23 protein-coding genes are annotated in these 24,320 nt (G+C 62.1%); 12 read left to right on the top strand and 11 right to left on the bottom strand.

The annotated features are described in order from the left end of the window. The first annotated feature begins 30 nt into the window (after nt 1-30). On the top strand, nt 31-717 hold the full coding sequence (locus G452_RS0113750; RefSeq protein WP_155887731.1) for a hypothetical protein: 687 nt from the start codon (nt 31-33) through the stop codon (nt 715-717). A 61-nt stretch (nt 718-778) separates the two neighbouring features. Here the strand turns inward: G452_RS0113750 and G452_RS19605 are convergent, their stop codons facing one another. Both G452_RS19605 and G452_RS0113740 read right to left on the bottom strand, forming a co-directional pair. Further along, nucleotides 779-3,838, bottom strand: coding sequence for a hypothetical protein (locus G452_RS19605; protein ID WP_051142060.1), 3,060 nt, complete (start codon nt 3,836-3,838; stop codon nt 779-781). A gap of 329 nt (nt 3,839-4,167) precedes the next feature. Next, nucleotides 4,168-4,446, bottom strand: a complete 279-nt coding sequence (locus tag G452_RS0113740; RefSeq protein ID WP_022662837.1) for a PilZ domain-containing protein — start codon at nt 4,444-4,446, stop codon at nt 4,168-4,170. A gap of 249 nt (nt 4,447-4,695) precedes the next feature. Here G452_RS0113740 and G452_RS21170 point away from each other — a divergent pair, with 249 nt between their 5' ends. Continuing rightward, nucleotides 4,696-4,851 (top strand): rubredoxin, encoded by a 156-nt coding sequence (locus G452_RS21170; protein ID WP_022662836.1) that lies wholly within the window; start codon nt 4,696-4,698, stop codon nt 4,849-4,851. Between the two features lie 56 nt (nt 4,852-4,907). On the opposite strand, the gene G452_RS0113730 is transcribed toward G452_RS21170, so the two are convergent. Continuing rightward, nucleotides 4,908-5,756 (bottom strand): HDOD domain-containing protein, encoded by an 849-nt coding sequence (locus tag G452_RS0113730; protein ID WP_022662835.1) that lies wholly within the window; start codon nt 5,754-5,756, stop codon nt 4,908-4,910. After that, entirely contained in the window at nt 5,753-6,238 is a 486-nt protein-coding gene (locus G452_RS0113725) for a chemotaxis protein CheD (protein ID WP_027189262.1), read from the bottom strand. Before G452_RS0113725 ends, G452_RS0113730 begins: the two co-directional genes overlap by 4 nt. A gap of 142 nt (nt 6,239-6,380) precedes the next feature. Between G452_RS0113725 and G452_RS0113720 the strand changes: the two genes are divergently transcribed. Both G452_RS0113720 and G452_RS0113715 read left to right on the top strand, forming a co-directional pair. Further along, nucleotides 6,381-6,647 carry a hypothetical protein gene (locus G452_RS0113720; RefSeq protein ID WP_022662833.1) on the top strand — a complete coding sequence of 89 codons (267 nt, stop codon included), beginning with the start codon at nt 6,381-6,383 and terminating at the stop codon, nt 6,645-6,647. Nucleotides 6,648-6,791: 144 nt separating this feature from the next. Continuing rightward, nucleotides 6,792-7,412 carry an FMN-dependent NADH-azoreductase gene (locus G452_RS0113715; RefSeq protein ID WP_022662832.1) on the top strand — a complete coding sequence of 207 codons (621 nt, stop codon included), beginning with the start codon at nt 6,792-6,794 and terminating at the stop codon, nt 7,410-7,412. Nucleotides 7,413-7,539: 127 nt separating this feature from the next. On the opposite strand, the gene G452_RS19600 is transcribed toward G452_RS0113715, so the two are convergent. The 3 genes from G452_RS19600 to G452_RS0113700 all read right to left on the bottom strand — a co-directional run bounded on the left by G452_RS19600 (nt 7,540) and on the right by G452_RS0113700 (nt 13,079). Next, nucleotides 7,540-8,328: a DsbA family protein gene (locus G452_RS19600; RefSeq protein ID WP_022662831.1), complete on the bottom strand. Its 789-nt coding sequence runs from the start codon at nt 8,326-8,328 to the stop codon at nt 7,540-7,542. 74 nt (nt 8,329-8,402) lie between these two features. Further along, entirely contained in the window at nt 8,403-12,104 is a 3,702-nt protein-coding gene (locus G452_RS0113705; RefSeq protein ID WP_022662830.1) for a pyruvate carboxylase, read from the bottom strand. Nucleotides 12,105-12,167: 63 nt separating this feature from the next. Beyond that, nucleotides 12,168-13,079, bottom strand: a complete 912-nt coding sequence (locus G452_RS0113700) for a biotin--[acetyl-CoA-carboxylase] ligase (RefSeq protein ID WP_022662829.1) — start codon at nt 13,077-13,079, stop codon at nt 12,168-12,170. Between the two features lie 60 nt (nt 13,080-13,139). Between G452_RS0113700 and G452_RS0113695 the strand changes: the two genes are divergently transcribed. The 3 genes from G452_RS0113695 (at nt 13,140) to G452_RS0113685 (ending at nt 15,750) form a co-directional block, all read left to right on the top strand. Beyond that, nucleotides 13,140-14,291 (top strand): HD domain-containing protein, encoded by a 1,152-nt coding sequence (locus tag G452_RS0113695; RefSeq protein ID WP_022662828.1) that lies wholly within the window; start codon nt 13,140-13,142, stop codon nt 14,289-14,291. An 80-nt stretch (nt 14,292-14,371) separates the two neighbouring features. Further along, on the top strand, nt 14,372-15,289 hold the full coding sequence (locus G452_RS0113690) for an exopolyphosphatase (RefSeq protein WP_022662827.1): 918 nt from the start codon (nt 14,372-14,374) through the stop codon (nt 15,287-15,289). A 44-nt stretch (nt 15,290-15,333) separates the two neighbouring features. Next, nucleotides 15,334-15,750: a response regulator gene (locus G452_RS0113685; protein WP_022662826.1), complete on the top strand. Its 417-nt coding sequence runs from the start codon at nt 15,334-15,336 to the stop codon at nt 15,748-15,750. Here the strand turns inward: G452_RS0113685 and G452_RS0113680 are convergent. After that, a complete protein-coding gene (locus G452_RS0113680) occupies nt 15,740-16,534 on the bottom strand; it encodes a hypothetical protein (protein ID WP_022662825.1) in 795 nt (264 codons plus the stop codon). The two genes, G452_RS0113685 and G452_RS0113680, sit on opposite strands and share 11 nt — an antisense overlap. A gap of 152 nt (nt 16,535-16,686) precedes the next feature. On the opposite strand from G452_RS0113680, the gene sucD reads away from it, so the two are divergent. The 3 genes from sucD to G452_RS0113665 are packed head-to-tail and all read left to right on the top strand — an operon-like array spanning nt 16,687 to nt 20,416. Next, a complete protein-coding gene (gene sucD, locus G452_RS0113675; protein ID WP_022662824.1) occupies nt 16,687-18,765 on the top strand; it encodes a succinate--CoA ligase subunit alpha in 2,079 nt (692 codons plus the stop codon). A gap of 20 nt (nt 18,766-18,785) precedes the next feature. Then, nucleotides 18,786-19,256, top strand: coding sequence for a hypothetical protein (locus G452_RS0113670; protein ID WP_022662822.1), 471 nt, complete (start codon nt 18,786-18,788; stop codon nt 19,254-19,256). A gap of 59 nt (nt 19,257-19,315) precedes the next feature. Continuing rightward, nucleotides 19,316-20,416 carry a glycosyltransferase gene (locus G452_RS0113665; protein WP_022662821.1) on the top strand — a complete coding sequence of 367 codons (1,101 nt, stop codon included), beginning with the start codon at nt 19,316-19,318 and terminating at the stop codon, nt 20,414-20,416. Between the two features lie 103 nt (nt 20,417-20,519). On the opposite strand, the gene G452_RS0113660 is transcribed toward G452_RS0113665, so the two are convergent. After that, nucleotides 20,520-20,972, bottom strand: a complete 453-nt coding sequence (locus tag G452_RS0113660) for a metal-dependent hydrolase (protein ID WP_022662820.1) — start codon at nt 20,970-20,972, stop codon at nt 20,520-20,522. Between the two features lie 174 nt (nt 20,973-21,146). On the opposite strand from G452_RS0113660, the gene G452_RS0113655 reads away from it, so the two are divergent. Next, a complete protein-coding gene (locus G452_RS0113655) occupies nt 21,147-21,584 on the top strand; it encodes a DUF2000 domain-containing protein (protein WP_022662819.1) in 438 nt (145 codons plus the stop codon). Between the two features lie 16 nt (nt 21,585-21,600). On the opposite strand, the gene G452_RS0113650 is transcribed toward G452_RS0113655, so the two are convergent. Next, on the bottom strand, nt 21,601-22,533 hold the full coding sequence (locus G452_RS0113650) for a sulfite exporter TauE/SafE family protein (protein ID WP_022662818.1): 933 nt from the start codon (nt 22,531-22,533) through the stop codon (nt 21,601-21,603). A 177-nt stretch (nt 22,534-22,710) separates the two neighbouring features. Here G452_RS0113650 and G452_RS0113645 point away from each other — a divergent pair, with 177 nt between their 5' ends. Next, nucleotides 22,711-23,829: a TOBE domain-containing protein gene (locus G452_RS0113645; RefSeq protein WP_022662817.1), complete on the top strand. Its 1,119-nt coding sequence runs from the start codon at nt 22,711-22,713 to the stop codon at nt 23,827-23,829. 127 nt (nt 23,830-23,956) lie between these two features. On the opposite strand, the gene G452_RS0113640 is transcribed toward G452_RS0113645, so the two are convergent. Beyond that, the gene (locus G452_RS0113640) at nt 23,957-24,247 is read right to left on the bottom strand and encodes a YciI family protein (protein WP_022662816.1); all 291 of its coding nucleotides are present in this window, start codon (nt 24,245-24,247) and stop codon (nt 23,957-23,959) included. Between the last annotated feature and the right edge of the window lie 73 nt (nt 24,248-24,320).

Below are 24,320 nucleotides of genomic sequence, written 5' to 3'. Positions count from 1 at the left end.
AGGCGTGAAGCAACCAAGGGGGAAATGGACATGCGTAAATTGATGACCTTGATGGCGATGATTCTCCTCGTTCTGTCGGCCCTGCCCGCGCAGGCCAACGTCTGGACCTTCGGGGACGACGTGAACAACTGGGACGGCTGGGGAACCTACAAGGAAAACAAGCTCGACGTGATCGGCATTCCCGACATCACCGGCGGCGAAGCCACCTACAGCGGAAACACCCTGCAAAGCGTCAGCTTCTTCTTCACCGTCGACAAGTACCAGAATCTCTACCCCAATCTGCGCTCCGGCGACCTGTTCGTGAACACGGACGATGACAGCTCCTGGAACTACGTCATCAAGCTGAACAGCGACCTGACCGCCAGCGTCTACGACTTCCAGAAGTCCTACACCGACCCGAACGCCTATGAACTCGGATTCTATTCCGGCGGCGACTACCGCGACAATCATCCGGCCTGGGGCATCGTCTCCGGAGACGCCATCGCCACCGGCACCTGGTCCGGAATGCCCGCTCTCAACGGCGGCACCACCGGCACCATCACCATCGCGGGCCTGAACATCGACTTCGACAGCCTGACTCTCGGCTACACCGTGAGCTGTGCCAACGACGTGATCATGACCGACGCGCTCTCCAAGACCCCCATCCCCGGCGCCGTTTGGCTCCTCGGATCCGGTCTTCTCGGCCTGATCGGCCTGCGCCGCCGCGTCAAGGCGTAAAGCCAATCCGTCCCACAGAACGCCGAAAGGGCGGAGCCTCCAAGGCTCCGCCCTTTTTGCGTCATTCCATGAATTCGTTGCCCCTTCGGGACGTCATGGACACGCCTTCCGGCACGGCGCCCTTGTCGACGCTCTGAATCAGCCGCTCCAGATTGCGAAGGTAACCGCGGTAACGCAGCAAATAGAAAGACAGGCCCTTGGAAAAGCTCCGGCCCACAATGCCGTCCACGAAAAGCCTGCTGACCTCCCGCTCGTTCTCCAGGATTTGCTGCGACGCGAAGAAAACCGCCCTCTCCTCGCGCGACATGGCCGCGACCATGCCCCGCAAGGCGCTCGCCGCACGCGGCTGGAACATATACAAATAGAGAAGATCCAGCGCGTTGACGATCATGACCTTGTCGAGCGAACTGCGCGCCGTACGGATTTCGCTGAAGAACTCCTCGGAACGCTGCAACATCAGGAGCACGTCCTTGCGCGGAAAGAGCAGCTCCAGGGCGGAAAACGTCTCGAATACCTGCGCCAGCTTGGCCTTGTAGTCCCAGCGCCGCATATCAATGTTGTTGCGGCGGTCGGCCAGGCCCTCGATGAATCCGGCCACGCAATCCGAGGCCAGCTTGGAAATCACCGCGGCCCAGCGTTGCAGGACGCCGTTGACATCGGGCGTGCCCAAAAAGACCAGCCCAAGCCCGACCAGAGAGTTGAAGAGCACGGCGATGGGAATGGAAAGCACGCTGCGGAAGAAATTCCCGAAGGCCGCGCTGTGCGGCAGTCCCCGGAAGAGATTGTGGCTGGTGATGTAGACGCCGTTCGTCAGGGCCATGATCGTATAGAGCAGGAGCGGATCCGTGCTGGTGTTGATGCCGAACATGCGGTCGAGGACAAGGCTCTTGGTCAGCCAGTCCAGCAGGGGAACGGAAAAGCCGGTGAAAAGCAGGGAGTCGCAGATACGGCTCCAACTGACGTAGTCGTTCCAGCGCAGCAGAGGGGAACGCCGTATGCCCCCGCCGCCGAGCACGGACTGAATCACGTTGCGAACCCCGGTGATTCCGAACCAGATGAAGGCCCCAAGATAGGCCAACACCCACCAGTCCTTGGTCAGGGCGAACGTGAGGAATGCAGGGACGAAGCCCACCGCCACCTTGAGCAGGTTCAGCCATCTGCTGTTCAGATACTTGAATCTCGGCTGGCGATGACGGCGCTCGGCTTCGCAGCCGGGCTGCAAGCCGCTGTCGGGCTCGCGTCGCGGGCCTCCCAGGGTGGCCACATTGCCCCGAGACTCCATGGACACCGTCCACCGCACCGGTTTCCAGTCCGAGACCTTGCGGCAGGTGAGCCCCGCGAGCCACTGCGTCGAGCGCAACAGCGCGAACCAGCGCTCGCCCAATGCTCCGGCGGCTTCCATGGGGATGCAGGTCACCCGGCGCCAGACTTCCACGGTGACGGGAAGGAACTCACGCTTGTCGCTCTTGGCCAGAAGATGCCGCTGCGACCGGGACGGCAACGTCTGCGCGACGACAAGTCCCATCCCGCGCGTGAGCACGGACCTTCCGGTGGAACGGCTGCCCATGCTCGCCTTCAGGGGAGAATTTCGGAACGGCGCACGGAACCCGTTGATATTGCCCAATATCCTGTTGAGCTTGTCCAGCAGGTCGTTTCCCTCAATGCCGCCCTGCTCAAGGCTGCTGATCCGCTGGCGCAGAATGCGCTTGAGCGCGATGGGGCTGGAATCGTTCAGGGCCAGCCGCAGGCGGTTCAGTTCGACGCTTTGCGCGGATCGGCTGTCCACGTCGCCCTTGAGATTGAATATTTCCATGTGGGTGACGTAGCCGCGGCAATCGAAAAGGATCTCAAGAGCCTGCTCCGTTCCCAGGCCGTCGGGAATCAGGGTCACGCGATTCAGGGAATGGAGTCCCGCGAAGCGCTGCATCAGCTTCAACGGAGGCATTGCCATCAATTCCGGAAGGTCAGGCGCTTCCGGATCCCCGGGATCGACAAGATCAGGGTTGCGTTCGGGGATGAGATACTGTTCGACGATCTCCTCTGCACAGAGGCGGGAGATGCGTTCCAGAAGCAGACGCGCACGTTCCGCCTCCTCCCCTTCTGCCCCGTGATCGCAAAAATCCGTCCGCAGCCGGGCATGCCGTTCCCGAAGCAGGGGGACAAGCTGCTCCAGGATGAACGTGCCGAGGTGCAGCAACGAGGGCTGCCCCATGCCCACGAATCCGCAGAATTCCACCTCGTCCACCTGCGGCGCGTCGATGTCCAGGCTGCGCCCCAGGTCGAGGCGATGGCGCTGATTGTAGGCCCGGAGCACCTCGAAAACGTAGGCGTGCTGATAGTTGGAGGCCGCACGGCCTGCGGACATGAACTCCTGGACGTCCGGGCGACGAAGGAAGGCGAGGTATTCCTGGGAATCGGCGAAGCCGCGCGGTTCCCAGACGAATCGGGCGAAGCGGTCGCGATAGCGCGCGGAGACGTCCACCCCGACATGCACGGAAATCTCCATGACCTCTGCGGCCCGCAGCAATTCCTCGGCCACGCGCGGATCGACGTAGTTGTAATAGACCACGGTGAGCCTGCGAATCCCCTTGATCCAGGCATCCATGATCAGGTGGGTCGGAGACTTGCGCCCCTTGGTGTTGGCGTCGTGGACATGATCGTCGAAGCTGATCTGGTTCCACTCCTCCGGCATCTCCACGAGATGATACTTGTGCAGCTGCTGAAGAACGACGCGCGGCTTGCCGGAGGTCACGATGCGAAAGTCGTGGGCCAGCTCGAGCTGGCGAAGATAATCGCCCTTGGAGCGCACAAGCTCCTTCATGACCTGCAAAAGCACGCGAGCCGCATTGGTGCGCAGCGACCCCTTGGCCGTGGTCAGCACCTCGTCGCGCGCTGCGCGCAGGGCTTCCACGCGCTCGTGCGCCTTGCCGCGTTCCAGGGAGCCGAGCAGGTGGATGACGGCGTAGGCCACGCGCAATCCGCGCGTCGCGGCCATTTCCTTGATGCCGTGGGGATGAAGATAGGGAGCGAGCAGTTTCTTGAGATCCCAATGAGGCTCGTCGCGCTCCAGGACATCATTGACGATGGCAAGCAGCGCATAATCCCGCTTATCGAAAAACAAGGGCGAAATATGCTTTTCCGTCGCGGCAGGCGCGGATTCAGTGCTCAATTCAACCATGAAAACGACCTCATTCCGTATCTGGATCCTTGGAACCGCCATAGCGGCAAGATTTGTTACAATTAGGTTACGTTTTCCGCATGCCATGCCGGGATGCATCCGACAAGCAAAATCATGCCGTCATCGGCGAAAAAACAGCATCCATTTCAAGAGATTGTATCCCGTGCAGAAGGAAGGGATCCGCAAAGCCCAGCAAGAAGACATCAACGGATGCCGACCACCGTGCCCAGGCTGCGAAGAGAGGAAAAAACCCCGTCGGTCAGGGGAACGTTCTATTCCTCGGCTTCCGGATCGGGATGAAACTCGAACCCGTAGCTCATCTGCTCCCCTTTTCGCGCCGCCCAGACCAATTGCGCCACATGCTCGTCGAATCCCCCGTTCGGATGGTAGATGCGCATGCGGATGGCGATGGGCTTGTCCGTATTCATGCGGACGCCGCTTTGGGATAGATCGACGGATTCCGCCTGAATGATGTCCGCATCGACGAAGAATTCCACCTGTTTTTGCACAGGTGCCCGATCAGTGGACCTTTTTTCGCTTTCATGACTCATGGCATCCTCCTTCGTCGCCATCGCCGGGCCTGGAGACGGCGCACATGTGGTCGGGATCACGATAGCTGTTCTCATGCCTGTGCGTCCACGCTTTTTCGCCGGGAGGCCTCCCTTCTCGCCGAGACATGCCGGACCTCAACAGAATCCGGGAGCCGCCGAGAGCCGTGGAACACAATTCTTGACACTCTCCATAGCCTGGAATATTTTTTCGTCAGACTGGTAAACCTTGGAACACCCTGGAGGCCGCTGATGGAAAAATGGGAATGCCCTTGCGGATATGTCTATGATCCTGAGATCGGGGATCCTGAAAACGGCGTGGCCCCCGGCACCGCCTGGGAAGACGTGCCTGAAGACTGGGTCTGTCCCAAGTGCGGAGCGGAAAAAGAGTACTTCGAAAAAGTCTAGATATTTTATAACAGGGCGGATTCAAAAGATGTCCGCCCTGTTCATTTTTCGAAGACTCATGCTCCTCCCAAGCCCTCGAAAACCTGCTCCACCTTGTCAAGCACCTCTGCCATCGTCCTGTCGATGATCTCGCTTGTCAGTTCCAGACGCTTGACCACCTGATCCGAGGGGCGGTAATTCAAGCCATCCACGCCCACGCCTATCCCGGACATCTTGGCGAGCGCGTCCGCCACATGAACCAGGTCCAATGCCAGATCGCTGCCGTCGAAACCGAGCGGATCGTACTTCCAGCGGACCACTTGCACTATATTCTCCGGAAGCTCCCAGTAGTCCAGCAGCAACGCCCCCACTTCCGCGTGGTTGATGCCGAGGATCTCCTCCTCGGCCCGCTCGAAAGTCAGCCCCTGGTCATGGGCCAGTGCCAGGATCGGTTCGGCGTCCACGGCCAGGAAGGTTCCGAGAACGACCTTCCCTATGTCGGAAAGCAGACCGGCCGTAAATGTGTGTTCCGGAGCCCGCCGGCCAAGCTGCTTCGCCAGCTCCTCGGCGCTCACGGCCACCGTGATGGAATGCTTGAGCAGCATTCCGGGCGGAAGGCCGTACCCCTTGATTTCCTGGTTGGCCACAGGCTCGAGTCCGGCCGTTGCAAGCATTTTCTTGAGGTTGCCTGCGCCGAGGCGGACAATGGCATCCCGGACGCTGGCAATGCTGCGTGATCCGCCGAAATAGGCAGAGTTGGCAAGTCGCAGCACGTTGCTCGTCAATCCCGGATCGTGCTCGATGATCCGGGAGAGTTCCCCGACATCCACATCCGGATCGCCCAGAAGCACAACGGCCTTCTGCACGGCGGAGGGCATGCGCTTCACGTCCTTGATGCGCGCGATGATCTCTTCGCGTCTGCTCATATGGCTCTCGTCTTGCCAAAGGTTTTGACCACGACATCCCCCGTCTGCATAAAAAGGTACAACGTCCTTGGAATGGTTCCCCCGACTTCGTATCCGTCCAGCGTGAGCCGCTCCTTGTGAAGAACATGCCGCAGGGCTTCCAGATTTCTCGCGCCGGTTCTGAACAGATTGTCCCCCCGCATGTCCGCTCCCCCTGCGGCCTTGAGAATCAGGCTGCGACGCGACGCTCCCAACTGCTCAAGCTTGTCGAGCATGCTCCGAAACCCCACGTTCACGAACATGTACGGGTTGCTCCTGGCTTTGTGCGGCGAGGCCGACTCATCGGGCAGGAGAGCATGCATCAAGGCGCCGACCTTACGATGCGGGTCGTATGCGGTTATGCCGAGGCAGGATCCCAACGAAAAAGTAACGATCACGTCTTCCTTCCGCGTGGAGAATTTCATGTCCGAGATGCTGACCACGATCTGCTGCGTCTCTTCCATTCTGCCCTCGTGTACATACATATTTGTCTTCATGGTACCGCATTTCACGAGGATGGCAACCTAAAGCGAATCAGGCCGCGCCGTCCGCGGGATGACTTGCCATATCCGGCAGCTTGAACTATATTCAATCAAGAGGTTCGCCGTGAGCATCGACCAGATCGACAACAACGCCGTCATGGAAACGGCCAACGCATTCCGCGGGTACGACATGGACACCGCCGAGGTCGCCCGTTTCGACGACCAGACCTACGGCTCCAACTCCATCACCGAATCCGCAGACTATCAGATCACCAGCGGCACCAACAACGCGCTGGATTTCGCGCAGACCGGAACCAACTGGGATCCGCACAAGAACATCCTGGCCAGCTATTTCGACGGGACCGGTGCCATCGTCAACGGCCACTACTGATCCCTTGCCCCGCCTTTTCCCGGCCTTCCGGGCCATGCGAGTGAACCTTTTTTTTCGTTCACCGCATTGCCACGATTTCCGAGCGATGTTATCCTCTCTCTTGAATCTCTTTCCCTTTCCCACATCGAACAATCGGAGGAGCAAATGAGCACCATCCTTTTCATCAAGGCGTCTCCCCGTACGGGCCGGGCCCATTCCCTGGCCGTGGCCGACGCTTTTCTGGAAGTCTACAAGCAGCGGAATCCCGACGACCGCGTCGTGGAACTGGACCTCTTCAAGACCAGCCTGCCCGACCTGGACGCAGTGACCGTGCAAGGCAAGTACAACATCATGCATGGTCGCGAATACACGCCTGAGGAACGCTCGGCATGGAGCGAGGTGGAGAAGGTCATCGAGCTGTTCAAGAGCGCGGACAAGTACGTTTTCGCCGTGCCCATGTGGAACTTCTCCCTGCCCTACAAGCTCAAGCACCTCATAGACGTGATCACGCAGCCCGGCTACACCTTCTCGGTGGGCGACAAGGGCTATGAGGGGATGCTCAAGGGGCGCAAGGCGTTCGTGGCCTATGCCAGCGGAGGCGTCTATTCGCCGGGCACCCCTGCGGAAGCCTTCAATTTCCAGACCCCGTACATGGACTTCTGGCTTGGCTTCATCGGCATCACCGACGTGGTCAGCGCCGCGGCTGCGGGAATGCTCGGCCCGGACAAGGACGCCAACAAGGCCAAGGCCGTGGCGCGGGCACGAGAGCTTGCCCAGGAATTCTAAGCGCCGAGCGTTTCTTCTTGCGGGCGCTTCGGCATCATACGCCGAAAGCCCATTCCCATGACGACAAAGAGGGGGACGCCCAGGCGTCCCCCTCTCTATTTGGTACTATGGGAAAAACTGTTCAGTCTTACTTCGTGCCGCAATCCTTGCAATCCGAAGCTCCGTCCGAAGCCTTGCGCACCAGCGTGAGCACCTGCTCGAATTCCGACAGGGGCGCAGCTCCCCGCACGGCGACTCCGCCGACGACGTACATGGGGGTGCCCCGGAATCCGAATTCGCGGGCTTCCTCCATGTCGGCTTCGATGCGCGCCTTGACCGCTGCGGACTGCGCGTCCGCTTTGGCCTTGGCCACGTCGATCCCCAGTCCGTTCAGGATCGCGGCAAGGGTCTTGCCGTCCGGACCTTCCTCCTGCACGGCCTTCTGGGCGGCAAAGACCTCATCCTTGTATTTCCAGGCGGCGGCCTCGTTCTGCATGGCCACGGCCTCGAACAGAGCGGCGAGATAATCCGCGCCCTCATGCAGCGGGAAATGCTTGAACACGATCTTGATCTCGTCAGGATGGCGCCCCAGCAACTCATTCACCGTCCGGCTGCCCCGGTCGCAATACGGGCAGAAGAAATCGGAATATTCCACAACCGTGATCGGCGCGATGACGTTGCCCAAGACAGGGCGATTCCCTTCGATCACGGGCTTGAACGGATTCTTCAGCTCGCTGCGCCACTGCTCCTCCCGGGCGAGCCGATCCTGGTCCGCAAGGGCCTGCTGCACGATGTCCAGCAACAGCAGCCTGTTCTCACGCAGCACATCCATGACCAGGGAGGGATCCTCCTGGATCGTCCGGCGCACCGCCGTCTTGCTCGCGCAAGCGGACAGCAGCACCACCAGAATCAACAACGGCATCCAAATGCGTTTCACGTCAACCTCCTCGCGGAACGAAAAACGCGGCGACCCCGGAAGGAGCCGCCGCGTCTCGGATACATCCCGAACGGTTAGCGCTTGGCGCCGCAGTTCGGGCAGAACTTGCACTCTTCCAGAGAGATGGCCTCGCCGCACTTCTCGCAGGAGCGCGGCGGCGGGCCGAGCTCCACGAGCAGCTCGCCGCCCATGACGGGAACCATCTTCTTGTCTTCCTCGAAGTTGGCCGTCTTCAGCACGCGTTTGACCACGCCGCTGACAGGGGCGAGCAAGGCCTTTTCCTGCTTCATGATGGAGATGTTGAAGATCTCCTCGCCCTTCTTGACCACGTCGCCGGGACGCACGTGCATGACCCAGAGGTCGCCCGTGGACGGGGAAGCCACATGGTAGGGGTTGTCCGGATCGGCCAGCTCCACGCTGCCGCGCCCGGCCTTGGCCACTTCGCGAATCTTGACCTGATGGCTGAGGTTCTCGGAGTCGTAGATGTAGCGCACGTCGCAGACGCCCTCGCCGTCCGGCTCGGGGATGTCCATGATCTTGCACTTATGGGGCTTTCCGGAATTGCCTATGAACTGCACTTCCTCGCCCTTTTGCACGCCCTCGAACCAGACGTCCAGCGGCAGGTTGTTCGGGTTGCCGTACTTGGACTTCTGCTCGATGGTTTTCAGCGCGTCGGCCGGATGGTTGAGGTACATCACGAATTCCTCGTCCGAGGGCTCGCGTCCGATGGCCTCGTCCAGTGCGGCGCGTTCGGTCACGAGATCCACGTCCTTGAGGGATTCCAGCGGCGACTTGTCCGTGCGCTCGGCCAGGGCCTTTTCCCATTCCAGGCCGAAAGCGGACTCGTAGACCCAGTTCGGAGGCCAGCCCAGGGGCAGCTTGCCGAACTTGCCGAGGAGCAGGTCGCGGAAGGCGTCGTTGCAGTCGCGGTAGATGTCCAGCCGCGCCTTTCGTTCCAGCTCGGAGAGCTTTTCCTCGGGCACGGTGTTGATCACTTCCATGATGTTCAGCAGACGCCGGACCTCTTTCTCGCCGCCGCGCTTGTGCGCGCCCGTAACGTTCAGGAAGGCGGTGTTCCAGGTGATCTGGGAACCGGGCGTGACGTCATGGTAGCGGACGATCTTGCGGGTCTCGGCGAGGAACTTGAGCATGTAGGGCAGCAGGCGGATGTAGCCCTGCTTCATGGCGCCTTCCTGCGAGGAGGAAGTGGCGCCGCCCGGCATTCCGTGCTGGACCACGTCGTGGTCGATGCCCTGGAAGTACGGCGCGGTGTAGCGGTCGTAGTAGGGCATGATCTGCTTGAGGGCGAAGTTGGTGGACCGGATCATCTCCTTGTCGAGATTGGTCTTCAGGCCCAGCTCGCCTTCCAGGAAGGAAGCCGTGGAAAGCACTTCGCCCTGTCCGTACCAGCGCACGGCCGAGCCGATGGCCACGTCGAGGATGTTCGCCCCGGCCGCGGCGGCGGCGCCGCAGGACGGCACGAACAGGCCGTCCGTGTAGTGACGATGGTAATGCAGCACCAGATCGGGGTACTTCTTCTTGAGCTGCCCCACGAGGTCGCGCATGAACCACGGCGGGCAGACCCCGGCCATGTCCTTGAGCCCCAGGATGATCATGTCCTGGATCTTTTTCGGGCTGACCCCGGCCACATCCGCGCACATGCGCAGAATTTCCTCGGTCACCGAGAGATAGTGCTTCACGTCGAACCCTTCGGCCCAGGACATGGAGATGGCGGGTTCGAAGATGTTCGTCTTGCTGGAGAGCGCCACCTCGGCGAAGGGACGCATATTCTCGATATGGTTCAGGAAGTCGAAGCAGCGGATGACGTCGTAATCCTCGGCGATCATCTCGCCCGTGAGCCGCATCACGTTGCGCGGCTGCGGCTTGTAGCCGAGCACGTTGGTGGAGCGGATCAGGATCTGCTTCAGGGTCTTGGGCGCGAAACGGTTCCACTCCTTGGCCTCGCTGAAGGGGTAGGTCATGTTCGCGAGCATGGCCACGTGGAAATGCGCGCCCCCGCCGTTCTCCAGGGAAAAGAATCCGCACTTGTCGAGGTAGGGGCCGATGAGCCGATCCTCGGCGAGGCGGAAGCGGTTTCCGGAGTTGGACTGGGTGATGTCGCGGGTGGTGGTGTCCGTGAGATGGACGATGCCCTTGGCTCGGTCCTCGCGCAGCCCGTTGATGATGTCGGCCCGGTCCATGCCGCGCTTGAAGCGGGGCTGGAATCCCGTGTCGATCGCCGGCGGGCGCACGAACTCGAAGCGGCCCACGCGTTTGTCCGCGCGGGAACGGTATTCGCCGAGCTGCACGTAGGGGTTGTATCCCTTGGCGGAAATCTCGGCGATGAGACGGCAGAGGCGGAAGGAATCCTTGGCCTCGTCCGAATAGGACAGCAGCAGATTTTTATGCATTTCCACGAACTTGGTATTGTAGTTCGCGGAAATGAAATCCGGATGCTTGAGCACCTGGCGGTGGAACGGGATCGTGGTCTTCACGCCGCCGATGACATACTCGCGCAGCGCCCGGCGCATGAGCAGGACGATCTTTTCCCAGGAACGGCCGTAGGCGATGAGCAGGGCGGCGGCGGAATCGTACTGCGAGGGGAAGGTGTAGCCCTCTCCGATGCAGGAATCCAGGCGCACGCCCTGGCCGCCCGGCGCGAAGTAGCGCTCGATGCGGGCCGCGTTGGGCGAGAAGTCGTTCTGCGGGTCTTCGAAGTTGATGCGCACCTGCATGGCGTGCTGGAACGGCTTGCAGTTCTGCTCGTCGAAACGCAGCTTGGAGCCGAAGGCGATGGCCACCTGCTCCTCGACGAGATCGATGCCGTATCGGCATTCGGTGATGCCGTGCTCCACCTGGAGACGGGTGTTGACCTCGATGAGATACGGAGTGCCGTCGGCCTCCACGAGGAACTCCACCGTGCAGACCGAGTAATAGCCCACGGCCTTGACCAGCCTGCGGGAATACTCCTTGAGCTGTTCGCGCAGCTCCGGAGTCATGCCCGGCCAGGGCGAAGGCGTGATCTCGATGAGCTTCTGGTGGTTGCGCTGCACCGAGCAGTCGCGTTCGTCAAAGGCGAAGACGTTGCCGTGCTGGTCCGCGATGACCTGGATCTCAATGTGTCGAACCGAGGTCAGCAGCTTTTCGACGTAAAGGCGGGGGTTGCCGAAGCTGGCCTGGGCCAGGGCCGAGGCCTTGTGAAACGCCTTTTCGAGCTGGTCTTCGGAATACACTTCGTAGATGCCGCGTCCGCCGCCGCCGCCCTCGGCCTTGAGCATGATGGGCAGGCCGATCTGCATGGCGATCTTGCGGGCTTCGGGGACGTTGACCGCCTCCTCGGAGCCGGGCACGACGGGCACGCCGATTTCCTTGGCCAGCTTGCGGACGGCGACCTTGTTGCCCAGGGTACGCATGGCTTCCGTGGGCGGGCCGATGAAGATGATGCCGGCTTCCTTGCATTTTTCCGGGAAGGACTCATCCTCGGCGGCAAAACCCCAGCCGGGATGGATTGCGATGACGCCCCGCTGCTTGGCCTTCTGGATGATCGTGTCGATGTCCAGGTAAGCGCGAGGGTCGTCGCCTAGGAGCATTAGTTCGTTGGCGCCCGACGTGGCCGGAGAGGTCTTGTCCACGTCCGTGGCCGTCATCACGCTGATGGCCTCGGACATCTCCGAGATGGAACGACAGATGCGCCGGGCCGGAATGCCCCGGTTGGCGACCAAAATGGGCTTGTCGCTCATCAGATCCAGAATCTCTTTAAACGATTTGGGCTTCATACGTCCTTCCGATTGTTGCCGACGCCGAACAGACGCATGGTGTCCGGCTGCCGCAGTCAAGGGTTAGGGCCGCTCGAATAAGATGCTGCCCGAATAGACGACGTTCCTGCTCCCTTCCCTCTCCAGGACGAGTCCGCCGTCATGGTGAAGACCGATCAATCTCGCTCGACGCCACTCACTGCCGTCCTGGTGGAAGACCATATGGCCGAGCCAGAGAAGGCGCCGGGAAACAAGAGAAAGAAAATCGGTGGGGGAATTGTTTTCCAAGTGATACATATACGCGTTTTTTGACTGGTTTACAAGCGCACGCCAAGCACGCGCCGGTCCAAAACCAGACCCCTGGAATTCCAAAACGCCCGCTCTTGCCGCGGCATCTTTACGCATTTCGCAATCCTGCGGAGCGCGAAGAAGATTCAGCCCCATGCCGACGATCACGTCGTCCCCTCGCTGTTCCACAAGGATTCCACCGACTTTGCGACCATTTTGATACAAGTCGTTGGGCCATTTGAGCCGCAGGTCGGCCCCGAGTTCCGAAAGGGCGCTGCAGATCGCATATCCGACCAGCAGAGACAGCAGGCCGTCCCAGGGCGAGGGAGGACAGGCAAGATGAAAGCAGACGTGCAGATTGCCGGGCGCCGAAAGCCAGGGACGGCGAAGTTGGCCTCTTCCGGAGGTCTGCTCCACGGCGATCACCGCATCCCAGGGGCGCAGCGCTCCGGCGCGGACGAACTCCCAGGCCAAATCCATGCCCGATTCGCAGCGGCCGCCAATCCAGATGGAATTGGCGACATCCGCATCCGCGCAGAGAACGTCGATCTCGCTGAGGGCTCCGAGGGGTACGCGACAAGAGTGAAACGGCCGGGACGCGCGCAGGTCCGAGGCCCAGCCCGCGCAGCTGTCGGCAAGGGCGTCCACGTCGAGCGGCGCGCAAATTGCGCCGTAGCCTTGATGTAAAATGCGGATTTCGCAGCTCATGAAAATATTCCGGTAGGCAAACCGTAGCGCGCAGAGGTCGGGTGTGGTAGCCATGTGCACATGCAGATTCTGCTCGTCGGCGGCGCCGTCCGCAACCTTTTACTTGGGCGGCCCGTGGCCGACAAGGACTTTCTCGTGCTTGGGGCCACCAGGGAGGATTTTCTTGCGCGCTTTCCCAACGCGCACGAAGTGGGCAAGAGCTTCCCCGTTTTTCTCGTAAACGGCCTGGAGCACGCCTTTCCAAGGGAACAAGACGCCTCGGACGCCGCCCCCGCAGACGAGGCGGAAACCTTGAAAGCGGACCTCGAAGCACGGGATCTGACCATCAACGCCATGGCGCTTGACGAGGACGGCAACCTCTACTGCCATCCGCAGGCCTTGGACGACCTGCACCGCCGGGTCTTGCGCCCGGCCCGGCCCGACGCCCTGGACCAAGATCCCCTGCGGAGCTTTCGCGCGGCGCGCTTCCTGGCCGAATATCCCGATTTCAGCCCGCATCAGGAACTGCGCGAAGCCATGACGCGGAGCGCCGCCTCAGGCGCGCTGGTCGATCTCCCGCCGCTACGCGTCTGCCGCGAGGTGCTCAAGGCCCTTGCTTCACCCCGCCCTTCCCTTTTCTTCCGACTGCTTGCCGAAACAGGATGCCTGGAGCACTGGATGCCGGAACTTCTGCGGCTGCGCGGCGTTCCCGCCGGCCCGCCGGAACACCACCAGAGCGCCGACGCCTTCGAGCACTCCCTTCGCGTCGCCGACGAGCTGGCGGGCCACGCCGAAACCTGCTGGATGGGCATCTGCCACGACCTGGGCAAGAGCCTCACCCCGCCGGAATTCTGGCCCCGCCACCACGGCCACGAGAACCTGGGCGCCGCCCCCGCCGAACTGCTCGGCGAACGGCTCGGACTGCCCAACGCCCTGATCAAGGCCGGATCTCTCGCCGCCCAGCTGCACATGACCGCAGGGAGGTATCCTGCCTTGCGTCCCGGAACGCGCGTGGACCTGCTGATGCGCCTGCATGCGGCGCGGCTGGTGGAACCCATGTTCCATCTGGTCTTCGCGGACAAGGGAGAAGAGCACCTGCCCCTGGCGCGGCGCGATCTGGCCGCCATGCTCGCGGTCCGGCTGCCCGAGGGCGAACGCAACCTCGGCCCCCGCTCCGGGGAAAGGCTTCGGGAACTGCGCGCCCAGGCGCTGAGCAGGCTTCCTGCGGATTGACCTTTGTATTTACTTTGGTTAAGCATGTTTATTATTGGTATGTTATAACTTTTTCTCTCGACACCGGGGAGTGAAATAGAATGAGACTGGTAACCCGTTCGGACTTCGATGGACTGGCCTGCGCCGTGCTGCTCAAGGAAATGGACCTGGTGGACGACTACCTTTTCGCCCATCCCAAGGATTTGCAGGACGGCAAGATCAAGGTGGACAAGAACGACGTGCTCGCCAACGTGCCCTACGTGCCCGGTGCCGGTCTCTGGTTCGACCACCACACCAGCGAACAGGAGCGGCTGGAAAAGGATCTCGTATTCGAAGGGATGAGCAAGCCCCTGCCCAGCTGCGCCCGCGTGATCTGGGAATACTACGGCGGAGAAAAAACCTTCCCGGCCCGCTTCAACGAGATGATGGAAGCCGTGGACAAGGTGGACAGCGCCAACCTCGGCCCCGACGACATCCTGCGGCCCGAAGGCTGGGTGCTTCTGGGCTACGTCATGGACCCCCGCACCGGCCTGGGCCGCTTCCACGACTACCGCATTTCCAACTATCAGCTCATGCTCGACATGATCGACCACTGCCGCCACATGAGCGCGGCGGAGATTCTGGAGCTGGAGGACGTCAAGGAGCGCACCCGCCGCTATTTCGAGCAGACCGACCTGTTCGTCGAAATGCTCAAGCGCAACACCGAAGTCCACGGCAATCTCGTGGTCATCGACCTGCGCGACGAGGAAACCATCTATTCGGGCAACCGCTTTGCGGTCTATCCCCTCTTCCCCGACTGCAACATCAGCATGCAGGTCATGTGGGGCTTCAAGAAGCAGAACATCGTCTTCACGGTGGGACACAGCATCATCAACCGGACCAGCAAGACCGACGTGGGCAAGCTGATGCTTGAATACGGCGGCGGCGGACACCGGGGCGTGGGCACCTGCCAGATTCCCGTGGAGGAGGCCGAGGAGGCCCGCGAGCGGATCATCGCCCGCATCAATGCGGACGGCTAGGGAGATCGATGCCGCGAGAAGCGGCGCAGCGAGGAGCGAGCAGCATGAGCGATGGAATCCGGCGCTTCCTGATCGTGGACGACCAGGAGGACGTGACCCTGTTTATGATGCGCATTCTATCCGCACAAGGAGAATGCGCCTGCACGAACGACCCCCACGACGCCGTTCAGCTCTTCGAGCGTCAGTTGAAGAACGGCTGTCCGTTTGACGCCATATTCATGGACATCGTCATGCCGGGCATGGACGGGCATGAGGCTGCGGAAGCGCTGAGGCGGATCGAAGCGGATTATTCCGTGCCCGCAGGGAGCGAGACCAAGCTGGTGATGATCTCTTCCCTGAGCGACGTTCGCAACGTGAGCAAATCGTTCTTCCGTGGAGGGCTGGCGGACGGCTATCTGACCAAGCCGCTTTCGGCCGAGGGCGTACGCGCGGAGCTGAAAAAGCTCCACCTCATGGATTAGCGTTCTGCTGAGCTTCCCGAAGCTCCCTCAGCATGGCCCGGACAGCTTCCCTGTTCCGGGCATAGAAGGCATTGGCGAACTGCCTGATTTCGCTTTCGACGTCCTTGAAGGCGGGAAATTCCGGAAACGACTTCAAACCTTCGGCGGACATGTCCTGACGGGGATAGGCGAATGTTGAATCCAGTCTCTGCGGATCGTCGAAAGCCGGGGCGCCGGCGATCTTCTCTCGCTCCAGTTCGGCGGGATTCAGCCCGCGCACGTACTGCAAGGTGTTCGAAACCGAACTCTGCCGATTGAGCTTCTCGATCTGGAGATTGAGCCGCGCCTCCATCCTCTTCAACGAATCATAATGAACGCTGACGCGCCTTCGGCGAGGCTCGTCCGGATCGGCGTATTCATGCCCGTGCAGGTAGTCCTCCACGCTGTCGCGCATGTTCCGGTAGGCGAGAATCACGAGCTTGCGGAAGCGGCCCTTTCGGGTCAAGGCGAAAGGCAGCCCCTCCAGCAGCGGCGGAACCGTGCACTCCATGCAAAGCGGAAGGTCCGAGGGATCGAGGCCGATGGCTTCGTAAAACCCGACGGCCCCCTCCTCGCCGAGCAGGACGAAATGCAGGATTTCGGCGTAATGGTCCGCCTGGTCCTGGAGTTTCTTCAGTTCCCGCGAAAGCTTCTTGAACTGCTCGATCTGCTCGTCCATTTCGCGCCGCGCGCCGAAGAAATTGTCGGCCATCTCGCTGAGAACCTCGTCGGCGAGGCCGTCGGCAAAACGATCGAACTCTGACATTGGTCAACGCCTCCGATGCTTTCCCCCCTGGTAGGTTATTTCCATCCATGCGGCAAGGAGGGGATTTGACGTTGAAAAATACGCCCAAACCACCTAGACTCCCGCGATTGCCTCAGTTTCAACGCACTCATGACCTACGACAAGGACCAGCAATGCTTCTCAATGAACACAACAGCAAGCTTCTGTTCCAGAAAGCGGGCGTGGCCGTGCCTAAAGGCGTCGCCGTGACCCCTGAGGAACTCGCCACCTTCTCGCCGGACTTCGACCTGCCCTGGTTTCTCAAGGCCCAGGTGCTCACCGGGGGACGCGGCAAGGCGGGCGGCATTCTCCGGGTGGACACCCGCGCCGATTTCCAGCCCAAGGCCGAACAGATCCTGAACATGACCATCAAGGGCCACAGCGTGCCCTTCCTGCGCGTGGAGCCCGCCTCCAGCATCAAGCGCGAATTCTATCTTTCCTTCACCGTCTCCCGCGCCCGCCGGAGCATCGTCCTCACCGCCGGACGCGAAGGCGGCGTGGAAATCGAAAACCTCGGCGCGGACAACCTGCTCGTACAGGACGTTTCCCTGCCGGGCGGCCTTTCGGACCGACACGTGCGCGCGGCATTCTTCCACCTGGGCCTGGAAAAGGAGCAGTACGCCTCCTTCGCCGCCCTGCTGCAAGGACTTTTCTGCGCAGTGCTCGACAACGGGCTGCTCCTGGCCGAGATCAACCCCCTCGTGCTCACGGCGGACGGCGACTTCCTGGCCCTGGACGGCAAGGTGGAGATCGACGACAACATGGTCGATCTGCGGCCGGATCTGGAAGCCTTCCACACTCCGGCGCACAACGCCCCGGAAGAAAACCGGGCCCGCGCCGCCGGACTATCCTTCGTGAAGCTCCAGGGCTTCGTCGGCCTGATGGTCAACGGAGCAGGTCTGGCCATGGCCACCATGGATCTCCTGAACTTCTCGAACCTGCCCGCGGCCAACTTTCTGGACCTGGGCGGCGGCGCGGACCAGGAACGCATGGAAACCGCGTTTGATCTGCTCTTCAGCGACGACGCCGTGCGGGTCATCTTCATCAACCTCTACGGCGGCATCCTCTCCTGCGAGAAGGTCGCCCTGGCCATGCAGGGCGCGCTCGGCGGCAAGCCCCCGAAAAAACCCATCGTGGCCCGCCTTTCCGGAAACAGCGCGGAAAGCGGCCTGAGAATCCTCAAGTCCCTGAACGCACCGAACCTGCATCTGGCCACGGAAATGGGCGAAGCCATTGAAATTCTCAAAACCCTGCGGCCGGACGACGCCCCGGCGAGCCCCTTTGATGCGCCGCGTCTGGCCGTGCCCGACTTCAGCCCCGCGGCAGCGCCCCTTGCCCCGGCTCAGGCCCCCTTCCCCTTCGGCAAGGGCACTCCCGTGCTCGTGCAGGGCATTACCGGGCGCGAAGGCCGACTGCACACCGAGCTGATGCAGGCGTACGGAACCAACGTCGTGGCCGGAGTGACGCCCTTCAAGGGCGGACAGGAAGTGCTCGGCGTGCCGGTCTATTCCTCGGTGCGGCAGGCCGTGCGCGCCCACGACGTGCAGGTCAGCATCATTTTCGTGCCCCCGCGCATGGCGGCCGAGGCGATCCTGGAAGCCGCGGAAGCCGGGGTGCCGTGGGTCGTCTGCATCACCGAAGGCATTCCCCAGCAGGACATGCTTTCCGCGCTCACCCAGCTGCGCGGCTCCAAAACTCGGCTCATCGGCCCGAACACGCCCGGACTGCTCGTGCCCGGCGAGCTGAAGGTCGGCATCCTGCCCGTGGACCCCTTCACGCCCGGCGACGTGGCCGTGCTCTCGCGCAGCGGAACCCTGACCTACGAGGTGGCCGCGCGCCTCTCCGCAGCGGGCCTGGGCCAGTCCCTCTGCGTGGGCATCGGCGGCGACCCCTTCATAGGCACCAGCTTCACGGATCTTTTCGAACTGCTGCGCACCCATGAACCGACCAAATCCGTTGTGGTCCTGGGCGAAATCGGAGGCCGGGCCGAGGAAGACCTCGCCGAGTATGTACGGGCCACGAACTTCCCCAAGCCCGTGGTATCGTTCATCGCGGGCCGTACCGCGCCTCCGGGCAAACGCCTGGGACATGCCGGAGCCATCCTCGAAAAGGGCGGTTCCACGGAAGACAAGATCGAAGCCATGCGGCGCGCAGGCTTCACGGTCTGCCCGGACCTGGACGGCATTGCCGAGGCTGTGCGAAAAACGCGTTGAACCCGAACCAAGGAGTGACCATGCGGACCACGAGACACATCCCGGCCATCGCCCCGACGCTGCTGGCAGCCCTCCTGCTGCTGGCGGCCACGCTTCCCGCCGCCGCCTTCACGCTCAAGGAGCAGGTGCTCGTGGACAGCTACGAGAAGTCCTTGAAGATCGCTGCGGAGCACGCCCTTGGAAAGATCCGGCCCACCGCCGAGTACCTTTCCTCCGAAGTGGAAAGGATCCGCGAATCCGACCCCCTGGACGGCGGCAAGGTCAAGGCGCGAATGAAGACCGTCTGGAAATTCCCGCTGCTCGATGAACGCTACGTCACGGTCATCGACGTCTGGATCACGCCGGACGACAAGGCCATCTATCTGACCCGGTACAAGATGCACTCGGACAGCAACCGGGTGCCCATCCTGCTTTCCACGGACGAACGCGTTCGCGTGCTGCTGCAAACCCTCGGCATGGTCGAGGTGCAGCCGAAAAAGGACGACTTCTAGGCGTTCGGCCCTTCCCTGGAAGGGCCGAACCTTCCCTGCTTCGCTCCCGCGCCGATCCGATGCCGAAGTTCAAGCCGCGCACGATCTGCTTCCTGAACAGCAACCGCCCCTGGGGCGGCGGCGAAAAGTTCAATCACGACTTCGCCCTGCTCTGCCGCGACGCCGGGCTGACCGTGCATGTCGTGGCCAACACGGGCAGCGTGCTCGCGCAGCGGCTGCGCGGCCAGCCGGGACTGACGCTCCACGAGATCCGCCTCGGCAACCTCAGCTTCCTGAATCCGTTCAAGCTGCTGGCGCTTCGTTCGCTCTTCCGCAAGGAACGCATCGACACCCTGGTCATGGCCCTTCCGGCGGACCTCAAGGCGGGCGGCCTGGCCGCGCGCTGGGCCGGCGTGCCGCGCATCGTCTACCGCCGGGGCATTGCCGTGCCCGTGCGCGACACCGCCCTGAACCGCCTGCTCTACGGCAGGATTCTGCATCGATTGATCGTCAATTCCCTGGACACGAAACGCTGCGTGCTCTCCGCCAATGGGAAGCTGATTCCGGAGGATCGAATCCGGCTGGTCTACAACGGCTTCGACGTGAAAGCCTATGACGCCCTGCCCGACGAGCCGCTTGTGACGCGGCGCGGCCAGGAAATCATCATCGGCAACGCCGGGAGACTGACCCCGCAAAAAGGTCAGCGATACCTGCTGGAAGCGGCCCGCCGGCTCAAGGATCGAGGTCTGGAATTCCGACTGCTCATCGCCGGGACAGGAGAGTCCGAGAATGAACTCAAGGCGGAGGCTGTCCGCCTGGGTGTGGACGACGTCACCGAATTCCTCGGATTCGTGGAGGAGATGAAGCGGTTTCACGCCTCGCTGGACATTTTCGCCCTGTCCTCGCTCTGGGAGGGATTCGGATACGTCCTGGCCGAAGCCATGGCCTCGGAGCGGCCCGTGGCAGCCTTTGCGGTCTCCTCCAATCCCGAGGTGGTGGAACAGGAGTCTACCGGTCTGCTGGCCCCGCCGGGCGACGCCACGGCCCTGGCCGACGCCCTGGAAACCCTGGCCCGCGACCCTGCCCTGCGCGCCGACATGGGCCGCAAGGGCAGAGAACGCCTGCTGGAACGCTTCGACACGCGCAACGTTCTGGCGCAATTCCTCAAGGCCCTGGAATAGGAATAGCCAACTCCCGTCCACGCCAGGGTCTTCCCCGCCGCGCACACAAGCCACGCCGCCTCCGCATCGGATCCACCGCGGGGCGATTCCCCAACCCAATGGACTAGAACAGCTCCCTGTCCAGGAGCAGATGCGAAAAGTAGCCGAGCACGAAGGCGAAATAGTACGGCAGCGCCCGGTCCCACTCCACCTGCCAGAGAAACACGGGCAGCAGGAGCATGGGCGAAGGCAGCAGCAGCATGGCCCACCACGTATGGATCCAGCCCCGGTGGCGTCCCACCACGGGAACCAAGGCGAGCAAGCCAAGCCAGGCCGCGTGGAAATATTGGGCGCGATAGATCAGCCATCCGTCCAGGGCCGCAAGACTCGCATAGAACAATGTCTGTCCCATGGAATCCGTGTCGATATCCGGGAAGAGCGCGCCGAGCAAAACCAGCCCGCCGAGCGAAACCAGCAGTGCGTAGTCGTCCGTGTACAGACGCAACGCCCCCAGAACCACCAGCGCGGTGGCGGCCACCAGCGCTCCGCCGAGCAAATGTCCCTTGTATCCGGGCATGGACGACTCCTGGGCCGGACTATAGTCGGCGCTTCGCCTGGAAGCAAGGCAGGGAAACAACGGGCGATATCCGCAAGATTTTACCAGACGCGAACCGCGTCGAATCCTAGTCTCGGCATGTGACCGCGCTTCGCGCCATCACGAAACGAACCGACCAAGACGAAGGAGAACCACATGACTTGCGGGGAATTCAAGGCAACGGATCCGAGAAAACAGAAATGCGTCATCGTGCTGGACGGCGCGCTTCCGGCGGGGCTGGCCGCCAATGCCGCGGCGGTGCTGGCCGCCGCGGTCTTCAGGAAAGTGGACGGCCTGCTCGGACCGGACGTGCGCGATGCGGACGGAAGGACGCACGCGGCCATCACGCGCTTTCCGCTGCCCATCCTGAAGGGGGACGCCGTTCTTCTGCAAAGCCTGCACGACAAGGCGCACGCGGACGAACGGATCATGGTCGCGGGGTTCACGCATCAAGCCCGCACGGCAAGACATTACGACGACTACACGCAGCGCATGGCCGCAGCCGGGGCCGAAACGCTCTCCTATGCCGGAATCGCCCTGTTCGGATCATGCAGGATCGTGAACAAGCTCACCGGCAATCTCGAATGCCTGTAAGCAACGGCTCCTGCGTTCAAAACAGGTATCCCCACACATACTTCCCTGCCGTGGAAAGGATGATCACCGCGAGCATCCACTTGATGTACCGTGCCGGCACGCACTTCTGGCACCGGGCGCCCAGATACATTCCGGCCATGCCGCCCAGTCCGAAAAGCAGGCCCAGAAGCCAGTCCGGGGCCACGGACATGTTCGGATACCAGGGCGCGATGAACTGGTAGAAGGCCACTCCGGCCACGGAAGTGACGAAAGTGCCCATGAGCGCGGCTCCGGCCACGGTGTATACGGGCAGCCCCAGAATGGAAACGAAGAACGGAGCCACGATGGACCCGCCGCCGATGCCGTAGACCCCGCCCACAACGCCCACGATGAAGCAGAGCAAAGAAACTCCCAGAGTGGAGACGACATAGGTCTCGTCGTAGAAGCGGTAGGAAAGCCTGGTCATGGAAAAGGACAGCACTTCCACGGGTCGCAGCCCCGCCGCCTCACCCTGTGCCCGGAACCGAGCCACGGCTTCCTGGAACCGACGCTCGGATTCGGCCTTGCCTCCCTTGCGGGCGATGAGATCGCGAACCATGCGCGCGCCGATGTACATCAGCACCGTGGCGGCGAAAAGCTTGAAATGCCCCACGTCCGGCAGCCAGACCACCCTCACGACGGCTCCGATGAACACCCCCGGCAGCGTGCCGACGATGACCACCCAGGCCAGAGGCCAGACCATGCGGCCTTCCTTGACGTATCGCCAGACTCCGCTGGGGATGGCCACGATGTTGTAGAGCTGGTTGGTGGCGCTCACGGACGGCGAGGTGTAGCCCAGCACGCTCATCTGGAAGGGGAGCAGCAGAAACGCTCCGGAAACCCCGCCCATGCTCGTGAAGAACGAAACGCAAAAAGCGGCCAAAGGAGGAACCCAGAACGCCACTTCCACGTTAGCGACCGCAAAGTGCATAACCCTACCTCCTCGTTGCCGATCTGGTTTAGTGACTCTTTTTTTGCATTTTCCGTGTCACTAAAATAAACTACTCTCATTGTCCCTGTCATGTATTTTGTGCGAGACAGTCGTTAGAATCTTGCGCTTGGCGTCCAGGGCCGCCGGGCCGCCCGAACGGTACGCGAAGGAGGAGCAATGAAAGACCGACAAGACCAGGATGCGGGTCTGGACCGCGTTCTCGCCGCCTTCGACGAAGCGCAGCGCCGCCGGAGCGAGGATGCGGAGGCAGGCATGGCTATCGAGGTACCGAAAGAAGCCCCCCACCTGGACACGCTGGACCTGGCCCGGCTCACGGAGGCCTTTCGCGCCTGGGCGGCGCGCCCCCGCCGGGTGGATGTTCGCGCTTCGCGCAGACGCATTCTGCTGGTCTATCTGCTGCTGCGCTACACCGGAGCGAAGCTGGGCGAAGTACTGGCCCTGGACATGCGCACGGATTTCGACGAATCGCACTCCCTGCTCCGTCTGGGCAGGAGTCCAGAGGAGGCCGGACGCGAAGTGGGCTTGCCTTCGGAAATCGTCCGGGAGATCGCCGAGGCGCTGCGAGATCCGGAATTGCTGAAGCGCAACGACGCGCCGCTGCGGGTGGACGAAGCCCATATCCGCCGCAAATTCTATGAACGCGCGGATGAATGCGGCCTGCCGCGGGAAGCGGCGAATCCGTCCGCCCTGCGCCGCTCCCGCGCTCTTGAGCTGCTGCGGGACGGCGTGCCCCTGACGGTGGTCCAAAGCCTGCTCGGCCATTCCACGGCCAATCTCACGGCCTCGCTGTTTTCCTTTTCCGAGCAGGAAACAAGGGAAATCACCCAGCGTTTTCTGAACCGGGAACAAAACCGCACTTCCAGCGCGCGCAACGCCTTTTTCGGCAAGATCACGACCCTGGTCCGCGACGAGATACAAGCGGAACTGAGCATCGTCACGCTGGGAGGACACGAGATCACGTCCGTGATCACCGTCGAATCCCTGGTCCGCATGGGCCTTGCGCCGGGAAAGCTCGTCACCGCCGAGGTCAAGGCGCCCTGGATCACGCTGGCCGTGGACGAACCGGACGGGGTCAGCGCGCGCAACGTGCTGCAAGGCAAGGTGGACGTCATCCGGCGGGGAGACATCAACAGCGAGACGACCCTGCGCCTCTCCGACGGAACCAGGCTCTGCGCCATATTGACCACGCGCGGACTGGACCGGATTGGGCTGAAGACCGGAGACACGGCCTGGGCGCTTTTCGACGTGGACGCCGTGATCATGCACGTGCGCTGAGCACGGGCCGGGGATAGGCGGCAAAACCTGTTGAGATAAAAAAAAGCGGCTCCATGCGCCATTGCACGAAGCCGCCCTTCCTTCCCCGCAGCACGGGCTGGGCGTTGCTCGGCGTTGCTAGGCGCTGCTAGGCGTTGATCAGCGCCTCCAGGCCGGGGGCGGCCATGCTCGCCGCGAATTCAATGACCTCATAGCGCGCCGCGCCTTCGCGATGAAACGGGTCGCCCGCCAGGACGGCGTCCAGGGCCTCGCGGCTTTCGGCGCGCGCCAGGAGGATTCCGCCCGTGCGCGGAACCTTTCGCCCGGACGCGAGCAGCACGCCGTCCGCATAGTTGGCCTTGAGCCAGGCCACGTGCTCTTCGAGCAGGGAATCAATGACTTCCAGGGGCTTCAGGTAGGTCAGGGAGACGATGAACATGGAATTCCTCCAGGGATGAGATGAACCGGAAATGAAGGCATACGCCCTTCAAGACGGGAATGCGCATGCCGGG

The organism is Paucidesulfovibrio longus DSM 6739, from assembly GCF_000420485.1.
GTDB classification, from domain to species: domain Bacteria; phylum Desulfobacterota; class Desulfovibrionia; order Desulfovibrionales; family Desulfovibrionaceae; genus Paucidesulfovibrio; species Paucidesulfovibrio longus.
This window is presented reverse-complemented; position numbering and strand designations above follow the sequence as displayed.